A 15,783-nucleotide genomic window follows, 5' to 3' on the forward strand; every position below is an offset into this window, starting at 1 on the left:
TGGCGACGAGCAGCAACCCTACCGGCAGGTACGCTGACGGGGTTGCCGACCGGATGGAGTCCTGATGCAGTTCCGCGAGCTCGCCGTCGCGGGCGCCTGGGAGGTGACGCCCCGGGTGATCGGTGACTCCCGCGGCGCGTTCCTCGAGGCGTTCAAGATCGCCCCCTTCCGCGACGCGGTGGGCCACCCGCTCGACCTCCAGCAGGTGAACTGCTCGGTGTCGGCGGCGGGCGTCCTGCGCGGCATCCACTTCGCCGACGTGCCCCCGGGCCAGGCGAAGTACGTCACCTGCGTGCGCGGGGCGGTGCTCGACGTGATCGTGGACATCCGCGTCGGGTCCCCGACCTTCGGCCGCTGGGACACCGTGCTCCTCGACGACCGGGACCGCCGCGCCGTGTACCTCTCCGAGGGCCTGGGTCACGGGTTCTGCTCGCTGGAGGACGACTCCACCGTCATGTACCTCTGCTCGTCCGGGTACGCACCGGAGCGCGAGCACGGCATCCACCCGCTCGACCCCGCCGTCGGCGTCGAGTGGCCCACCACCGACCGGAGCGGGCGCCCGCTGGTCCCGCACCTCTCGGCCAAGGACGAGGCGGCGCCGACCCTCGCCGAGGCGCTGGAGCAGGGGCTCCTCCCCCGGTACGACGAGGTCCAGGCGTACGTGTCCGGCCTCGGCGACGCCTGACCGTGCCCGCCGGCGGCGCGGCCCCGCTGCGCGCGGCGCTGACGGTCGAGCAGCTGTGGCAGCGCGTGCCCGGCGGCTCCGGCACGTATGTCCGCGAGCTGAGCTCCGCACTGCTGCGCCGCGACGACGTCCGGACGACGGGGCTGACCGCACGCCACGACGGCCCGCCGCCGGCCGCCTGGCGCCATGACGAGGGCCTGCCGCTGCGGCGGTCGGCGCTGCCCCGGACCGCGCTCTACGAGGCGTGGACCCGCTGGCGCCGGCCGCGGGTCCGCGCCGCGGACGGGCCGGCCGACGTCGTGCACGCGACCACCTGGGCGGTCCCGCCGGCGTCCGGCGGGGCGCTCGTCGTCACCGTCCACGACCTCGCGTTCCTGCGCGCGCCCGAGCACTTCACGCCGCGCGGCGCCGCCTTCTTCCGGCGCGCCCTGCAGATCGTCCGGGAGGAGGCGGCGGCGGTGGTCGCCGTCTCGGGCACCACCCGGGACGACTGCCTCGCCGCAGGGATCGACCCGGGGCGGGTGCACGTCGTCCCGCATGGCGTCCGGGTCCCCGACGTCCGGCCGGACGAGCTGGCCGCGTTCCGGTCCCGGCACGGCCTGACGCGTCCGTACGTGCTGTGGTGCGGGACCCTCGAGCCGCGCAAGAACGTCGGCGTGCTCCTGGCGGCCTACGCCGAGCTGCGCACCACCCACCCCGACCTCGACCTGGTCCTCGTGGGACCGGACGGGTGGGGCGACCACGCGGCGGTCCGGGACGCCGTCCGGGCGCTGCCCGCCGACCGCGTCCACCGCCTCGGCCAGCTCGGCGAGGCCGACCTGCACGCCGCGTACGCGGGCGCGCTGGTCTTCTGCTTCCCCTCGCTCTGGGAGGGGTTCGGCATGCCGGTGCTCGAGGCGCTGGCGCACGGCGTGCCCGTGGTGACCTCCGCCGGGACCTCGATGGCCGAGATCGCCGCCAGCCCGGTGCTGGTCGACCCGCTGGACAGCGGCGCCGTGGCCGCCGGGATCGCCGCAGCGGTCGCCGACCGCGACCGGCTGGCGTCCGTCGCTCGCGCCGAGGCAGCCGGCTACTCGTGGGCGGCGTGCGCGGCCGCGACGGTGGAGGTCTACCGCGCGGCGGCCCGGGCCGCCTGAGCGGCCCGGGCGCGCGTCACCGCCTCAGCGCGGGGAGGTCCGCCTCCGCGACCCGCAGGTCGCCCAGGACGACGCCCTCCGCCCCGCCGTCGGGGCGGACGACGAGCTCCGACCTGCCGGGTGGCACCGTCAGCGCGACGTCGAGCGCGCCGGCGCCGGACCCCGTGCCGACCGTCCAGGTGCGCTCTCCGGCCTCGAACGCGACCGAACCCGCCGTCGGCGCCGCCACCTGGGCGGTGACCCGGACCTCCACGGGCTCGTCCCGCGGGTTCTCGAGCACGAGCGAGGAACCGCCCGCGGCCACGGCCCAGCCCTGCGTGCCGTCGGAGAGCTCCACCGCCGCGGACCCGGTGCCGGGGTAGACGGTGACCGGCTCGACCACGGACTCCCGCAGGGTCTCCAGGTCCGCCGCCGGGGTGTCCGCGGCCGCGGCCTCGGCCTCGTCGACGAGGGAGAACAGGACGTACCGACCGTCCTCGCTCTGCGTGACGGCAGGTCCGGCCGCCTGAGCCAGCCCCGCCTCCACCTCGGCGGCACCGTCGCCGTAGGCGACGCGGTCGAGCAGCACGCCGGAGAAGCCCGCGGCGACGAGGTCGTCCACCATCTCGGTCGGGTCGAGCTCCGCCACCCCGCGCGACCAGTCGGTCGTCGCCCGGCCCTTGATCGCGCCGCCCGACCAGCGCAGCGTCGGCGAGTGCAGGTACGCCCGCAGCTGCTCGGTCCCGGGCACCGTCTCCGGGAACGCCAGGTACGGGAGCTGGAACACCGCCGCGTCGTCGGGGAGGGCGTCCTCGACCTGGCCGATCCACCGGGCGTCGGCGTCGAAGGCCGCGGTCGTCTCCTCGTAGCGCGGCACGGCGCCCGGGGTCACCTGGTCCGCGCAGCCGACCAGCAGCACCCCGCCCGCGAGGCACCAGGCGACGGCGCGCCGCACGGACGGTCGCAGGCCCCGTGCGCGCGCCCACCGGCCGAGCCGCGCGACGGCGGCGTCCAGCACGAGCCCGATCACCGCCAGGCACAGCAGCGCGATGACGATCGACATCCGGTTCCACCCGCGCAGGCTGGCCGTGACGAACGACAGGAAGGTGGCGAGGCCGCCGACCGTGGACCAGAGGAACGCCACGAACGTCAGCATCGAGAGGTGCGCGATCGCGGTGCTCCTGCGCACCTGCTCCGGCAGCAGCAGCGCGTCCCGCCGGCCTCGGAGCACCAGCGTGTACGCCACGACGAGCATCGCGGCCACGAAGCCTGCCGCCGCGACGGCGCCGAGCGCCGGCTGCTCCGAGATCAGCGGGTAGGTCGAGTCGTACCGCTGGCGCAGGGCCGCGAGCACGGGGACCCGGTGCCCCGGGACCGGGAGCAGCAGCTGCGCGAGCTTGAGCGCGTAGATCTCGACCTCGGCCGGGTCCCGCACGAATCCCGCGGCGCTCTCGCCGTGCGCGCGCGTGTAGAGGATGTCCGGCAGCATGTTGAGCAGCACGACGACGACGGCGACGACGCCCGCTCCCGCGGCGCCGAGGAAGCGTGCCGCCCGCCGGTCCCGCAGCCACGCCCCGGCGCCCGCCGCGGCGAGCAGGATCAGCACGAAGACGGCGTAGTACGACGACGCGGTCGCGACGAGCGCCAGGCACACCACCGTCGACGCGCCGCGCCCGGTGAGCAGGCGGACGAACCGTGGTCCGCGCCCGCCGCCCCACAGCGGCTCGCCGCGCAGGGCCCGCAGGACGACCACCATCGCGAGCGGCAGCGTGAAGTACGAGGCCAGCCACAGGTGGCTCTCGCCGCGCGTGAAGTGGTACGGCGCGAGGGCGAACAGGGCCGCCAGGACCGCGGACATCGACCGGGTCAGGCCGGCCTCGCGCAGGAACCAGACGCCGGCGAGGGCCGCCAGCGGGAACCCGAGCAGGTAGTACGCGTTCAGGGCGACGGCCCAGTCCGAGGTGAACCAGCCCAGGACGTGCGCGAACACGAAGTTGAGGTTGTCGGCGGTCGGGAAGTCGTGGTACGTCTGCCCCGCCGGGAAACCGAGCAGCGGCTGGAACTCGTACCAGCCCGTCTCGAGCACCGTCTTGATGTGGGCGCTCACCGCGATCGCGTCGCCCTGGTACTGGAACGGCACGCGGAGGTCGGCCCGCCACAGCTGCAGCCCCGCCACTGTCGCGACGACGGTGGCGAGCGCGGCGGACACGTACGTCGCGGCCTCGAGGGCCAGCGACCGGCGGTCGCGGGGAGCCTCCGGTCGGTCGGTCGCCGCGGCCGCCGGCGCCGCGTCCGGGCGCAGCAGGTCCGCCCGGCTCACCGCCGGTCTCGGGCGATCAGGTCGAGGTCGTGGTCGACCATGGCCGCGACCACGCCGTCGAAGTCCGTCGTCGGCCGCCAGCCGAGCACGTCCCGCGCCCGGGTGGCGTCGCCGAGCTGCAGCGCCGCGTCCGCGGGGCGGACGAACGCCGGGTCGGTGCGCACGTGCGCGCGCCAGTCGGCGACCCCTGCCCGGTCGAACGCCGCCGCGACGAAGTCCTCGACCGAGTGCGCGACGCCGGTCGCGACGACGAAGTCGTCGGCCGCCTCCGCGCGCAGCGCCGCGACCGCCGCCTCGACGTAGTCGGGCGCCCAGCCCCAGTCGCGCAGCACGTCGAGCGACCCGAGAGTCAGCGTGCTGTCCAGGCCGGCCGCGATCCGAGCGGCGCCCTGGGTGATCTTCCGCGTGACGAACGTGGCGGGGCGGCGCGGCGACTCGTGGTTGTACAGGATCACGGTCGCCGCGTGCAGCCCGCGCCCGCGGTACACACCCACCATGTGGTGCGCGTAGGCCTTCGCGGCGCCGTACGGCGTGACCGGCCGGATCGGCGTGGACTCGTCCTGCGGGACCTGCTCGGCCGAGCCGAAGATCTCGGCGCTCGACGCCTGGACGACCCGTACCGTGCGGCCGGTCCGCTCCTGCAGCGCCCACGCGGCCTCGAGCAGCGCCGCGACCGCGATGCCGCTCACGACGCCGGTCTCGACCGGGGCCTTCCACGAGTACGCCACCGAGGAGATGCCCGCGAGGTTGTACACCTCGTCCGGCTCGACGGCGTCCACGACCGCCCGGAGCGCGTCCCCGTCCGCGAGGTCGGCGACGTGGGTCCGCAGGCCGGGGACGGCCTCGCGGAGGTGGGCGAGGCCCGCCTCGTCCGTCCCCCCGGCGGAGGGCCGCACGAGGGCGTGCACCTGCACGCCCTCGGCGGCCAGCCGCTCGCAGAGGTACGACCCGTCCTGACCGGTCGCGCCGGTCACCAGTGCTGCGGTCACGCCGTCAGCGCCCGGCCAGCGCCTGCTGCTCGGCGAGGTCGTTCTCGACCATCATCTGCACCAGCTGCTGGAAGCCGACCTGCGGCTCCCAGCCGAGCTCGGCCTTGGCCTTCGCGGGGTCGCCGATGAGCAGGTCGACCTCGGCGGGGCGCATGAAGCGCGGGTCCTGCTTGACGTAGCGGGACCAGTCCTCGATCCCCACGTGCGCGAACGCGACGTCGAGCAGCTCGCCGATGGAGTGGGTCTCACCCGTCGCGACCACGTAGTCGTCCGCCTGGTCCTGCTGCAGCATCCGCCACATCGCCTCGACGTAGTCCCCCGCGAAGCCCCAGTCGCGCTTCGCGTCGAGGTTGCCCAGGGAGATGTCGTCCTGCAGGCCGAGCTTGATGCGCGCGACGGCCTGCGAGACCTTGCGCGTCACGAACTCGGGGCCGCGGCGCGGCGACTCGTGGTTGAACAGGATGCCCGACGACGCGTGCATGCCGTACGACTCGCGGTAGTTGATCGTCATGTAGTGACCGAAGACCTTGGCCACGCCGTAGGGCGAGCGCGGCCACAGCAGCGTCGACTCGCGCTGCGGGACCTCCTGGACCTTGCCGAACATCTCGGAGCTCGACGCCTGGTAGAAGCGCACCTTCGAGGGGTCGTCGCCCGAGTGGAGCCGGATCGCCTCGAGGATGTTGAGGACGCCCTTGCCCGTCACGTCCGACGTCAGGTGGGCGTTCTCCCACGAGTACGCGACGAACGAGATCGCGCCGAGGTTGTACACCTCGTCGGGCTGGGCGACGGCGAGCGCCCGCAGCAGCGACGACATGTCCATCAGGTCGCCCGTGAGCACCTTGACGCCCGGGACCGTCGCCTCGAGGAGGGCCAGCTTCGGGTTGTTCTGGCCGCGGACCAGGCCGTAGACCTCGTAGCCCTTGCCGAGCAGGAGCTCGGAGAGGTAGAGGCCGTCCTGGCCGGTCACCCCGGTGATCAATGCGCGCTTCATCGGAACCTGTCTCGTGAGTCGGCGATATGTGGCCCGTCGATGGTACCGGGAGGTCCCGGCCCCCGGGGCCGCCCCGCCGCCCTACACTCCTCGGGTGCCCGCCCACCGATTCGTGTCGTACGCCGCCCGGAACGAGGACGTCGTCCTGCACCGAGCCCTCGGCCACCTCCCCGCCCCCCGCTACCTCGAGCTCGCGCCCGACGACGAGGACCGGTGCGCGGCGCTGCGGGAGCACGGCTGGGCGGGCGGCCCGGGGCCCGCACCGGCGGTCGACGGGCCTGTCGACGGCCTGCACGCCCTCGTCGTGGGCCCGGACGCGGCCGGCGTCGCCGCCGAGGCCGTCGCCTCGGGCCTGCGCCCGTGGGTCGTGCTCGCGCCGGCCGGCGACGTCCCGGGCGCCGCGTCGCTCGTCGCCGCGCTCGAGGAGGCGGGGTACCGGGCGACCCTGTTCGACGGAGCGTCCCGCTACCACGTCGCCCCGGAGCACCTCGCCGCGCTCGGGGCGTCGCTGGACCACCCCGCCGGCCCCGAGGACGACTACACCTCCGCGGCGGCGGACCTGCTCGAGCGGGAGAACGCCCGCCTCACGGCCGAGGTCGGCACCTGGCGCACCCGCGCGGTCGACGGGTGGGCGCTGACCGCCGCCGAGGCGATGGGCTCGGGCGGCGAGGCCGAGCACCTCGCCCGGGAGATCGAGGCGATGCGACGGACGCTGTCCTGGCGCATCACCAAGCCGCTGCGGCTGGTCCGCTCGCGGGTGCGCCGGTGAAGCGCACGACGACCCCCGCGCCGACCACCGACCCGGACCTGGTCACCGCCGCGCTCGCCGGCCGGCTGCGCACCGTGGCCGACGTCCTCGTGCCGGACGCGCCGGCGGCGACCGGCCGGCACGCCGCCGACGTCGGCACGCTCCTCGCCACCCTCGTGGAGGCGGCCGCGGCCGCGGACGGGACGTCGACCACCTGGCTGCTGCTGGTCGGGCTCACGGGGTCGTTCCCGACCGACGCCCAGGTGCGGTCCGCGCGGCGGCGCGTCACCACCGCCGCCCCGGCCGAGGCCGCCGCCTGGCTGCTCGAGAGGACGCTGGGCGCCGCGCGGTGGAGCGACCTCCTCGTCCAGCTCGAGGTGCTGACCGACGCCGTCGTCGTGGACGTCGACTTCAGCGCCCGGCACGACCTCAACACCGGCATCCAGCGCGTGGTCCGCTCGACGCTGCCGCGCTGGCACCGCGACCACGACGTCACCCCCGTGGCGTGGACGCCCACGCTCGCCATGCGCCGCCTGGACGCGGTCGAGACGGGGCGGGTCCTCGCGTGGCGCGGCCCGGCCGGCGAGCCGCCCCGCGTCCGGAGCTCGCGGCGGGTCCTCGTGCCGTGGCGCAGCACGGTGGTCCTGCCCGAGGTCCCCGCGCCGCACCTCTGCTCGACGCTCGCGAGCCTGGCCGAGCACTCCGGGAACACCGTCGGCGTCGTCGGGTACGACTGCATCCCGGTGGTCAGCGCGGACCTGATGCCGCCGATCGAGCCGGAGCGGTTCGCCCGGTACCTCACGATCATCAAGCACGCGCACCGGGTCAGCGGGATCAGCGCGTCGGCCGCCGAGGAGTTCCGCGGTTTCGTCGACATGCTGCCCGCCCAGGGACTCGGCGGCCCGGCCGTCACCGACTGCCCGCTGCCCGTGGACATCCCGAGCTCCCTCGCGACCCCGGCCCCCGTGCGCGACGGCGACCCGCTGGTGGTGGTCGTGGGCAGCCACGAGCCGCGCAAGAACCACCTGGCGGTGCTGCACGCCGCCGAGCTGCTCTGGCGCGAGGGCCTGCGGTTCGAGCTCCGGTTCATCGGGGGCTCGAGCTGGGCCTCCGCGCCGTTCGACGCCGCCGTGCGCCGCCTCCGCCGCGCGGGGCGGCGGGTCGCCGTCGGGCGGGCGGTGCGCGACGAGGACCTGTGGAACGCCTACCGGACCGCGCGGTTCACCGTGTTCCCGTCGCTGCACGAGGGCTTCGGTCTCCCGGTGGCCGAGTCCCTCGCGGTGGGGACCCCCGCGATCACCAGCAGCTTCGGCTCCACCGCCGAGGTCGCGGCCGACGGCGGCACCCTCCTCGTCGACCCGAGGGACGACGCCGACCTCACCGCGGCGATGCGGCGCCTGCTCACCGACGCGGACCTGGTCCAGGACCTCGCGGCCGCCGCCGCGGCCCGACCGAGGCGGACCTGGGACGACTACGCCGGCGAGTCCTGGGCGCAGCTCGTCCCCGCGACCGCCCGGCCCGAGGAGGCGCGACGATGACCACCGCGACCAGCGACACCGCCGCGGCGGAGATCGGCCGCACCCTCGACCGCGCCTCGGGCGGGCGCCGCGCCGCCGCGCGCGCTCGTCTCGCCACGCTCGTCGGGGCGCTGCGGGGCTCCGACGCGCCCGGGTCCGGACCCGACCTCGTGCAGGCCCTGCTCACCGAGCTGGCCGGGGGCGACCCCGCGACGGTCTGGTTGACGCTCGCCGTCCTGCGCGCGGAGCTCCCCCTCGAGGCCGACGTGACGACCGTGCGCCGGGCGGTCGAGCTCGACGGCCCGCTCGCCGCGGTCCGCCCGTTCCTGCTGCCCTCGCGCGGGCTGCTCGGCCGCGGGCGCGAGCTGCGCGAGGTCGAGGTCGTGACCGGGGCGGTCCTCGTCGACGTGCAGCACACCGCGCACACGGCGCTCGCGACGGGCATCCAGCGGGTCGCGCGCCAGACGGTCCGCCGGTGGGACGAGACGCACCGGATCACCCTCGTGGGCTGGACGTCCGACAACCGTGCGATCCGCCGGCTCTCCGCGGACGAGGAGCGCACCGCGCTCCACGGCGGTGACGAGCCCGGCCGTCCCGGCGACCGTCGCGTGGTCGTGCCCTGGCGGAGCACCTACGTCCTGCCGGAGCTCGCGACCGAGCCGCCGCGCACCGCCCGCATGCTGGCCCTGGCGCGCTGGTCCCGGTCCCGCACCGGCGTGATCGGGTTCGACTGCGTGCCGCTCACCTCGGCCGAGACCACCGGGCCCGGGATGGGGTCCGCGTTCGCGAACAACCTCGCCGCCGTGCGGCACATGGACCGGGTGGCCGCGATCTCCGCGGCGGCGGCGGGCGAGTACCGCGGCTGGCGCCGGATGCTCACGGGGACCGGCCTCGAGGGGCCCGAGGTCGAGCCGATCCTGCTGCCGGCCGAGACCGGCACGCCCGACGAGGAGTCGCTGGACCGGGTCCGCACGACGCTCCGGACGGACGAGCTCCCGCTGGTCCTGTGCGTCGGCAGCCACGAGCCGCGGAAGAACCACCTCGCCGTGCTGCACGCCGCCGAGCTGGCGTGGCGCCGGGGGGCGAGGTTCACCCTCGTCTTCGTCGGGGGCAACTCGTGGGGCGCCGACGAGTTCGGGGCGCAGGTCGAGCTGCTGCGCGAGCAGGGCCGGCCCGTCGAGACGGTCTCGGCGATCTCCGACGGTTTCCTCTGGGCGGCGTACACGCTCGCCCGCGCCGTGGTGTTCCCGTCGCTGAACGAGGGCTTCGGGCTGCCCGTGGCGGAGGCCATCGCGGCGGGAACCCCGGTGGTCACCTCGGACTTCGGCTCGATGCGCGAGATCGCGGCGCACGGCGGTGCGATCCTCGTCGACCCGCGGGACGACGAGGCGATCGCGGACGCGGTGTGGACGCTCGTCACGGACGACGACGCCCACGCCCGGCTGGCGGCCGAGGCCCGCAGCGCTCCCCGGCGGACGTGGGACGAGTACGCCGACCTGGTGTGGCGGCACCTCGTGGCCGACCCCGCCTGACCGCGGGGCGCGCGTCAGGAGCGCACGAGCTCGCCCGCCCGGATGTGCCGGGCGAGGTCGTGCGCGGTGGCGAGGATCCCGGCGGGCAGGGTCGTGAGCTGTCTCTGGTCCAGCTCGGGCCAGACCACCGAGCGGAACCTCAGGTCGCGCGCCTGCCCCGCCGCGTGGGGCGAGGCCGCCAGACGCAGCGGCGGGCGGCGGCGGAACACCCGGCGCACCTCCCCCACCACGGCGGCGATCGACGCGGACCGCTGCGAGGCGAGGATCTTCGTGCAGGCGTCGCCCGCGGGGACCACGCCCGGCAGTCCGGCGAGCCCGTCCGCGACCATGCCCGCCGCGTCGGCGACGAACAGGTAGTCGCGCACCGTGTCGAGCGAGACGTACACCCCGAGCGGCTGACCCGTGATCTGGCTCCGGCACAGCTGCGAGATCAGGCCCTGGGCCTTGCTGAGGTCCTGGCCGGGCCCGTAGAGGTTCGAGAGCCGTCCGACGAGCGCACGCGCACCTCCGTCGCGGGCCAGCCGGCGGATCTCGGCCTCCATCGCCAGCTTCGCCTCGCCGTAGGCGGACAGCGGGGCCGGCTCGGTCAGCTCGGAGAACGGCGCCCGGCCCGCGCCGGCGTACACCCCGCCCGCGGACGACGCGAGGAACACGCGCCCGCCCGCGAGGTCGGCACCCTCGCCGAGCACCTCGTCCACCCACCGCCGCGTCGAGGCGACCTCCGCCTCCAGCACCGCGCGCGGCGTCGACGTCACGCCGGAGCCGGCGCACCACGCCAGCTGCCACGGGCCGCCGTCCGCGGCGCGCAGCAGGGCCGCCAGCGCGGCGTGCAGCGCCGGAACGGCTCGGTCGTGGTCGGCCCACGGCACCCGCGCCTCGAGGACCGTCGCTCCTCGGGCCCGCAGGTGGCGGCCGACGGCCGACCCCAGCAGGCCGCGGGCGCCGACCACCAGGGTGGGCACGCCCCGCCCGGCGACGGCGGTGCTCATCGCCGGGCGGGTTCCCGGCCGAGCGGGCCCGAGCGGGGGTCGCCGACGATCAGGTACGCCGGCTTGCCCATGGCCATGTTCACCGCGACGCCCACGTACTCGGCGACGATGCCGAGCGAGAACAGCACGGCCCCGCTGGTGAGCAGCACCGCGATGACCGTCGACGCCCAGCCTGCCGGCGTGTCGCCCCCGGTCAGGCGGCCGACGGCGATCACCACGGCGAGGACGACGCCGAGCGCGGCGAAGATGACCCCGAGCACGCTGACGAACCGCAGGCCCCGGGTCCCGCTGGTCAGGACCATGCGCCAGAAGTGCGAGAGGAGCGTCCGCAACCGGTAGCCGGACGGCCGGTCCTCGGTCCGGAGGGTCACCGGGCACGTGACGACGTCGCCGGCGACCCAGCCGAGCGCCACGTCGAGGTAGACGCCGGACCCCGCGTACGCGGCGACCGACCGGCCGAGCTCGCCGACGACCAGCCGGAAGCTCTGGAAGTGCCGGGTCTGGGTGCCGCCGGTGAGCGCGTCCGTCAGCCGCTTCGCCCCCCGCGACGCGACGTTGCGCAGCGCGCCGTGCGGAGGGGGGTTGACGGCGCGGGCGTAGACCACCGTCGCCTGCTCGCGCATCGCCACGTCGAGCATGTCGGCGATGGCCGCCGGGTCGTGCTGCCCGTCCTCGTCGAGGGTGACGATCCAGTCCCCGCCCGACGACGCCATGCCGGCGAGGGTCGCGGGGTGCTGGCCGAAGTTGCGGGACAGCCACACGGGGCGGACGAACGGGTGCGTCCCCGCGAGCTCGCGGATGACCTCCGCCGAGCCGTCCGGGCCGTGGTCGAACACGAGCAGCACCTCGGCGACCGTCGCCTCGTGCCCCTCCGGCGTGGTGAACCCGCGGGTGAGGGGTTCGATCTCCGCGACCAGGGGGCCGAGCGTGCGCGCGCCCTGGTAGACGGGCACCACGATGGAGATCTCGTGCACAGGCGGCGAAGAAGCACCGGGAGCGGATGACACGGTGCGACTATAGTCGGGCGCCGAGGTCCGCCTGGCCGGTCCGGTGCTCCGCCTCCCTCCTCCGCTAGCGAGCAAGTGACGACACTGTGACGATCCCCGACGCGTCTCCCGGCGCCGACTCCCCCACCGACGCGACGCGCCGGCCGCCCGCCGGCATGCAGGGGTCCCTCGGCCCGCTGTTCCGGATCGTCCGCGACCAGCGCGTCGCGTTCCTCATCGTCGGCGGGATCAACACGCTCGTCGGGACCGGCTGGTTCATCTTCTTCCAGCTGACCATCGGCGGCTCCACCCACTACATGGTGAGCCTGCTGTGCGCCCACGTGGCCGCGGTGCTCTGCGCCTTCGTGCTCTACCGGAGGTTCGTCTTCCGGGTGCGCGGGCACGTGTGGCTCGACCTCGCGCGGTTCGAGGTGGTCAACCTGACGTCGCTCGGCGTCAACGCGGTCGCGCTCCCCTTCGTGGTCGAGCTGATCGGGCTGGCCGCCATCCCGGCGCAGCTCCTGATCACGAGCGTGACCATGCTGATCAGCTACTTCGGCCACCGGGGCTTCTCGTTCCGGCGGTCCCCGGACCGGTCCGAGCAGGACGACACCACCAGAACGGAGCTCGCGTGAACCCCCGGGTCTCGATCGTCGTCCCCGCCTACAACAACGAGGACTACATCGCCGAGACGATGCGCTCGATCCTCGCGCAGACGTACCAGGACCTCGAGGTCGTCGTCTCCGACCACGCCTCGACCGACCGGACCGTGGCGGAGCTCGCCCCGTTCGCCGACGACCCCCGCGTGGTGCTGCTCAGCACCGAGGCGGGCGGCGGCGCGAAGCGCAACTGGGACCGGGTCAGCCGCGCCGCCTCGGGCGAGCTGATCAAGCTCGTGTGCGGCGACGACCTGCTGCACCCGGAGGCCGTCGCGCGGCAGGTCGCCGCGCTCGACGCCGCGGGCGACGGGGCCGTCCTGGTGGCGAGCCGCCGTGACCTGGTCGACGGGCGGGGGCAGGTCTTCCTCCGCGGGCGCGGCCTCAACGGGCTCGAGGGCCGGGTCCCCGGGCGCGATGCGGTCCGGGCCGTCGTGCGCAGCGGGACGAACCCGCTCGGGGAGCCCGCCTGCGTGCTGCTGCGGCGCGACGCGCTCGAGTCCGCGGGCTGGTGGGACGACACGTTCCCCTACTACATCGACGCCGGCACCTACGGCCGCGTCCTCCTGCAGGGCGACCTCGTCGCGCTCCCGGAGTCGCTCGCGTCGTTCCGGGTCAGCGCCGCGCAGTGGAGCGTGCGGCTCGCCGCGGAGCAGTACCAGCAGGCGGCCGGGTTCGCGGCGCGGATGCGGGACCTCGCGCCCGACGCCGTCGGGGGCGGCGACGTCCGGATCGGGAACACCCGTGCCCGCGTCGCCGCCGCCCAGCGGCGCCTGGCCTACCTCTGGCTCGGCCGGCGGATGCGCGCGGCCTGAGCCGAGCCGAGCCGTCCCGGACCGGCACCGGCCCGGGACGGCCCCGCTCAGCCGACCGTCACGCCCGAGGCGCAGCGGAGCACCGGGTTGACCCCCGCCGGCGCGTTGATCGCGTACACGCACACGGTGTGGGTGCCGGGCGACGCGGGCAGCTCCGCGGAGAACCCCGTCGCCGCCCCGACGCCCGGGACGGACGCCGCCACGTCGGGCCGCGCGAGCCCTGTCGCCGTGGCGCCGGCGTACCGGCCGTCGACGTAGACGTGGATGCCGGTCGCCGCGCCCGCGTCGGCGTCCCAGGCCCAGCCGCCGACCCGCACGGCCCCGGTGGTGCCGACGATCTCGTCGACGAAGCCGCTCGGCTCCGCGTTGACGACGGAGACCTGGGCGCAGCCGAGCGCCGGGTTGGCGCTCGCCGGGACGTTGATCGGGTACACGCAGACACGGTGGTTCCCCGCCGCCACGGCGAACTCGCCGGAGAAGCCGCGCGACCCGCCCGCCGCCGGGTGGGCCGCACCGACGTCGGCGCGGGCCTGGTCGGCGCGCAGCACGCCCACGTGCGTGGAGTCCACGTACACGTGCACGTCGAGGGCGGCGGTCGTGTCGGGGTCCCACGTCCAGCCGGCCACCCGGATCGTCGAGGGCGTCGCCGAGACCGAGTCGAGGAAGCCGGTGGGAGCGGTGTTGACCGTGGTGACGGTGCGGCAGCCCAGCAGCGGGTTGGTGCCGGCGGGCTGGTTGATCGCGTAGGCGCACGCCTGGTGCGTGCCCTCGGAGACGGGTGCGTCGATCGTGAACCCGTGGTTGTCGCCCCACCCCGGGTACGCGGCACCGATGTCCGGCCGCGGCTGGTTCGCGACGCCGCCGGTGGGCTGGCCGTCGACGTAGACGTGGATCTCCAGCGGGCCGTAGGTGTCCGGGTCGAGCGCCCAGCCGGAGAGCCGGACGGTGTTCGGCCCCACCGCGGTCGCGGCGTCCAGGAACCCGATCGGGTCCGAGGTGTACGCCGAGCCGAACCAGTCGGTGAAGTACACCCAGAAGTTGCGGTTGCCGTACGACGAGCAGCTGTCACCCGTGCCCAGGCCGGCGGCGAGCGCCGCCGCGTTGGGCTGGTACGGCGTGTAGTTGTACAGGCTCGCCGTCGCCTGGTTGCGGATGTACACCTGCGAGGAGCCGCACTCCGGCTTGCTCGCCGGGTAGTACCGGATCGTGTTGACGGCGCCGGCGCGGTGGTTGAACCGCGTGGGGTTGAGCGCGTAGCCGCGGAACTGGGACGCGGCCGAGTACACCTGGTTGAAGAAGCCGTAGTACTTCGAGTCGCAGGCCGCGGTGTCCGGGCAGCCGAACCCCATCGCCTTCTGGTAGACGGAGGCCGAGCCCGCGGTGGTCCGCGTCACGAGGCTCTGCTCCTTCTGCAGCGTCACGAGCAGCACGCGCGGGTTGACGCCGCAGGCCTGGGCGACCTTCGTGATGATGGTCGCGGCGGACTCGTTCGCGGCGCCCTGGTAGGTGCCGGTGCACCGCGCGTCGGCCGCGCGCGTCGCCGTCGTCTGGCGGTAGTCCTTCAGGCACGCCGTGCCGTCCGCCGCGGGCCGGCACGCCGCGCCCTTCGTGCTCAGGAACGACTGCACGGCGTCCGCTGACATCGCGGAGGAGTCGTAGAACACGGTGTCGCTGATCAGGTAGCCGGGGTCGAACGCCGCCATGTTGGCGGCCTCCGCCCGCGTGGGCAGGCTCGCGAGCGCCGTGGCCGCCAGCAGCAGGGCCACGGTCGCCAGCACGAGCGCGCGCAGCCGTCGGTCGGTCCGGGTCACGGGGGTCACTCCCTGCCTATCGTCATCGGGGCGGACTCGCCTGAGGAAGTCGGCGAGTCGTACTGCAGCACGGCCTGCCACGGACCCGCGCCAGGAAGATCGGCGACCCCGACCGCGAGCATGCCGCAGCTGGTGGTGGTCGCGTCCGGGACCGCGGCAGCGCTGCTGCGGGCGGCGCCCGTCGCGCTCGACACGACGAGCGTGCAGGTGCCGCCCGCCTCCACCCGGGCGGCGTAGCCGGCGACCTGCACCTGCTGCGCCGCCTCGTCCCACAGGCCGTAGCTGGTCACGACGTCGACGGGCGTGCGGTCCGCCGCTGCGCCACCGGCCGGGCCGCCGCCGGAGCCCTCGCCCGAGCCCTCGCCCGACGACGGGGCCTGCGCCCCGCCCCCGGCGTCCCCGGTCTCCCCCGGGGCGGGCGCCGCCGCGGACGGCGCGGGCGAGCCCGAGGGCGCGTCCGCCGTGGGCGGGGTCGTCGCCGTCGGGTCCACCTCCGTGGGCGAGCCGCCCCCGACGCAGGCCGCGAGCCCGAGGGCCAGCGCGGCCGCCCCGGTCACGACGGCTGCGGCACGTCCCCTGCTCCGCCGTATCTGCACCGGGGCAGCCTAGCGGCCCGCGCCCGCCACCCG

At 75.5% G+C, this 15,783-nt stretch carries 14 protein-coding genes; 7 read left to right on the forward strand and 7 right to left on the reverse strand.

All coding sequences use genetic code 11. The features are described 5' to 3' along the window. The first annotated feature begins 64 nt into the window (after positions 1 to 64). Together rfbC and FKM96_RS03645 are read left to right on the forward strand one after the other, a co-directional pair. Positions 65 to 685, forward strand: coding sequence for a dTDP-4-dehydrorhamnose 3,5-epimerase (gene rfbC / locus FKM96_RS03640; protein WP_147794084.1), 621 nt, complete (start codon positions 65 to 67; stop codon positions 683 to 685). Positions 686 to 687: 2 nt separating this feature from the next. Beyond that, entirely contained in the window at positions 688 to 1,821 is a 1,134-nt protein-coding gene (locus tag FKM96_RS03645) for a glycosyltransferase family 1 protein (RefSeq protein WP_210417359.1), read from the forward strand. A 16-nt stretch (positions 1,822 to 1,837) separates the two neighbouring features. On the opposite strand, the gene FKM96_RS03650 is transcribed toward FKM96_RS03645, so the two are convergent. Genes FKM96_RS03650 through FKM96_RS03660 form a run of 3 tightly spaced genes read right to left on the reverse strand, consistent with a single transcriptional unit; the run spans position 1,838 to position 6,100 of the window. Continuing rightward, the gene (locus FKM96_RS03650) at positions 1,838 to 4,120 is read right to left on the reverse strand and encodes a hypothetical protein (RefSeq protein ID WP_147794085.1); all 2,283 of its coding nucleotides are present in this window, start codon (positions 4,118 to 4,120) and stop codon (positions 1,838 to 1,840) included. Continuing rightward, positions 4,117 to 5,109: a GDP-mannose 4,6-dehydratase gene (locus FKM96_RS03655; RefSeq protein WP_147794086.1), complete on the reverse strand. Its 993-nt coding sequence runs from the start codon at positions 5,107 to 5,109 to the stop codon at positions 4,117 to 4,119. The genes FKM96_RS03650 and FKM96_RS03655 overlap by 4 nt, the downstream gene beginning before the upstream one ends. Before the next feature lie 4 nt (positions 5,110 to 5,113). Beyond that, the gene (locus FKM96_RS03660) at positions 5,114 to 6,100 is read right to left on the reverse strand and encodes a GDP-mannose 4,6-dehydratase (RefSeq protein ID WP_147794087.1); all 987 of its coding nucleotides are present in this window, start codon (positions 6,098 to 6,100) and stop codon (positions 5,114 to 5,116) included. Between the two features lie 94 nt (positions 6,101 to 6,194). On the opposite strand from FKM96_RS03660, the gene FKM96_RS03665 reads away from it, so the two are divergent. Genes FKM96_RS03665 through FKM96_RS03675 form a run of 3 tightly spaced genes read left to right on the forward strand, consistent with a single transcriptional unit; the run spans position 6,195 to position 9,897 of the window. Further along, the gene (locus tag FKM96_RS03665) at positions 6,195 to 6,869 is read left to right on the forward strand and encodes a hypothetical protein (protein ID WP_147794088.1); all 675 of its coding nucleotides are present in this window, start codon (positions 6,195 to 6,197) and stop codon (positions 6,867 to 6,869) included. Then, entirely contained in the window at positions 6,866 to 8,386 is a 1,521-nt protein-coding gene (locus FKM96_RS03670; protein WP_147794089.1) for a glycosyltransferase family 1 protein, read from the forward strand. Before FKM96_RS03665 ends, FKM96_RS03670 begins: the two co-directional genes overlap by 4 nt. Continuing rightward, complete coding sequence (locus FKM96_RS03675; protein ID WP_147794090.1) at positions 8,383 to 9,897, forward strand: glycosyltransferase; 1,515 nt, start codon at positions 8,383 to 8,385, stop codon at positions 9,895 to 9,897. The genes FKM96_RS03670 and FKM96_RS03675 overlap by 4 nt, the downstream gene beginning before the upstream one ends. A gap of 14 nt (positions 9,898 to 9,911) precedes the next feature. Here FKM96_RS03675 and FKM96_RS03680 read toward each other — a convergent pair whose 3' ends face one another. Together FKM96_RS03680 and FKM96_RS03685 are read right to left on the reverse strand one after the other, a co-directional pair. Continuing rightward, positions 9,912 to 10,886: an NAD(P)-dependent oxidoreductase gene (locus FKM96_RS03680; RefSeq protein ID WP_147794091.1), complete on the reverse strand. Its 975-nt coding sequence runs from the start codon at positions 10,884 to 10,886 to the stop codon at positions 9,912 to 9,914. Continuing rightward, complete coding sequence (locus FKM96_RS03685; RefSeq protein WP_246855184.1) at positions 10,883 to 11,860, reverse strand: glycosyltransferase; 978 nt, start codon at positions 11,858 to 11,860, stop codon at positions 10,883 to 10,885. Before FKM96_RS03685 ends, FKM96_RS03680 begins: the two co-directional genes overlap by 4 nt. Positions 11,861 to 11,979: 119 nt before the next feature. On the opposite strand from FKM96_RS03685, the gene FKM96_RS03690 reads away from it, so the two are divergent. Together FKM96_RS03690 and FKM96_RS03695 are read left to right on the forward strand one after the other, a co-directional pair. Further along, complete coding sequence (locus tag FKM96_RS03690) at positions 11,980 to 12,507, forward strand: GtrA family protein (RefSeq protein ID WP_246855185.1); 528 nt, start codon at positions 11,980 to 11,982, stop codon at positions 12,505 to 12,507. Beyond that, entirely contained in the window at positions 12,504 to 13,343 is an 840-nt protein-coding gene (locus FKM96_RS03695) for a glycosyltransferase family 2 protein (protein ID WP_147794092.1), read from the forward strand. The genes FKM96_RS03690 and FKM96_RS03695 overlap by 4 nt, the downstream gene beginning before the upstream one ends. A gap of 47 nt (positions 13,344 to 13,390) precedes the next feature. Here FKM96_RS03695 and FKM96_RS03700 read toward each other — a convergent pair whose 3' ends face one another. Both FKM96_RS03700 and FKM96_RS03705 read right to left on the reverse strand, forming a co-directional pair. After that, a complete protein-coding gene (locus tag FKM96_RS03700) occupies positions 13,391 to 15,154 on the reverse strand; it encodes a hypothetical protein (protein WP_147794093.1) in 1,764 nt (587 codons plus the stop codon). Positions 15,155 to 15,159: 5 nt separating this feature from the next. Next, positions 15,160 to 15,750 carry a hypothetical protein gene (locus FKM96_RS03705; RefSeq protein WP_147794094.1) on the reverse strand — a complete coding sequence of 197 codons (591 nt, stop codon included), beginning with the start codon at positions 15,748 to 15,750 and terminating at the stop codon, positions 15,160 to 15,162. Between the last annotated feature and the right edge of the window lie 33 nt (positions 15,751 to 15,783).

The sequence above is a fragment of the Cellulomonas sp. Y8 genome (genome assembly GCF_008033115.1).
Taxonomy (GTDB): domain Bacteria; phylum Actinomycetota; class Actinomycetes; order Actinomycetales; family Cellulomonadaceae; genus Cellulomonas.

Coding starts and splice junctions, on each gene's coding strand:
- FKM96_RS03660 (WP_147794087.1), bottom strand. CDS start 6,100: ATGAAGCGCGCATTGATCACCGGGGTGACCGGCCAGGACGGCCTCTAC.
- FKM96_RS03675 (WP_147794090.1), top strand. CDS start 8,383: ATGACCACCGCGACCAGCGACACCGCCGCGGCGGAGATCGGCCGCACC.
- FKM96_RS03680 (WP_147794091.1), bottom strand. CDS start 10,886: ATGAGCACCGCCGTCGCCGGGCGGGGCGTGCCCACCCTGGTGGTCGGC.
- rfbC (WP_147794084.1), top strand. CDS start 65: ATGCAGTTCCGCGAGCTCGCCGTCGCGGGCGCCTGGGAGGTGACGCCC.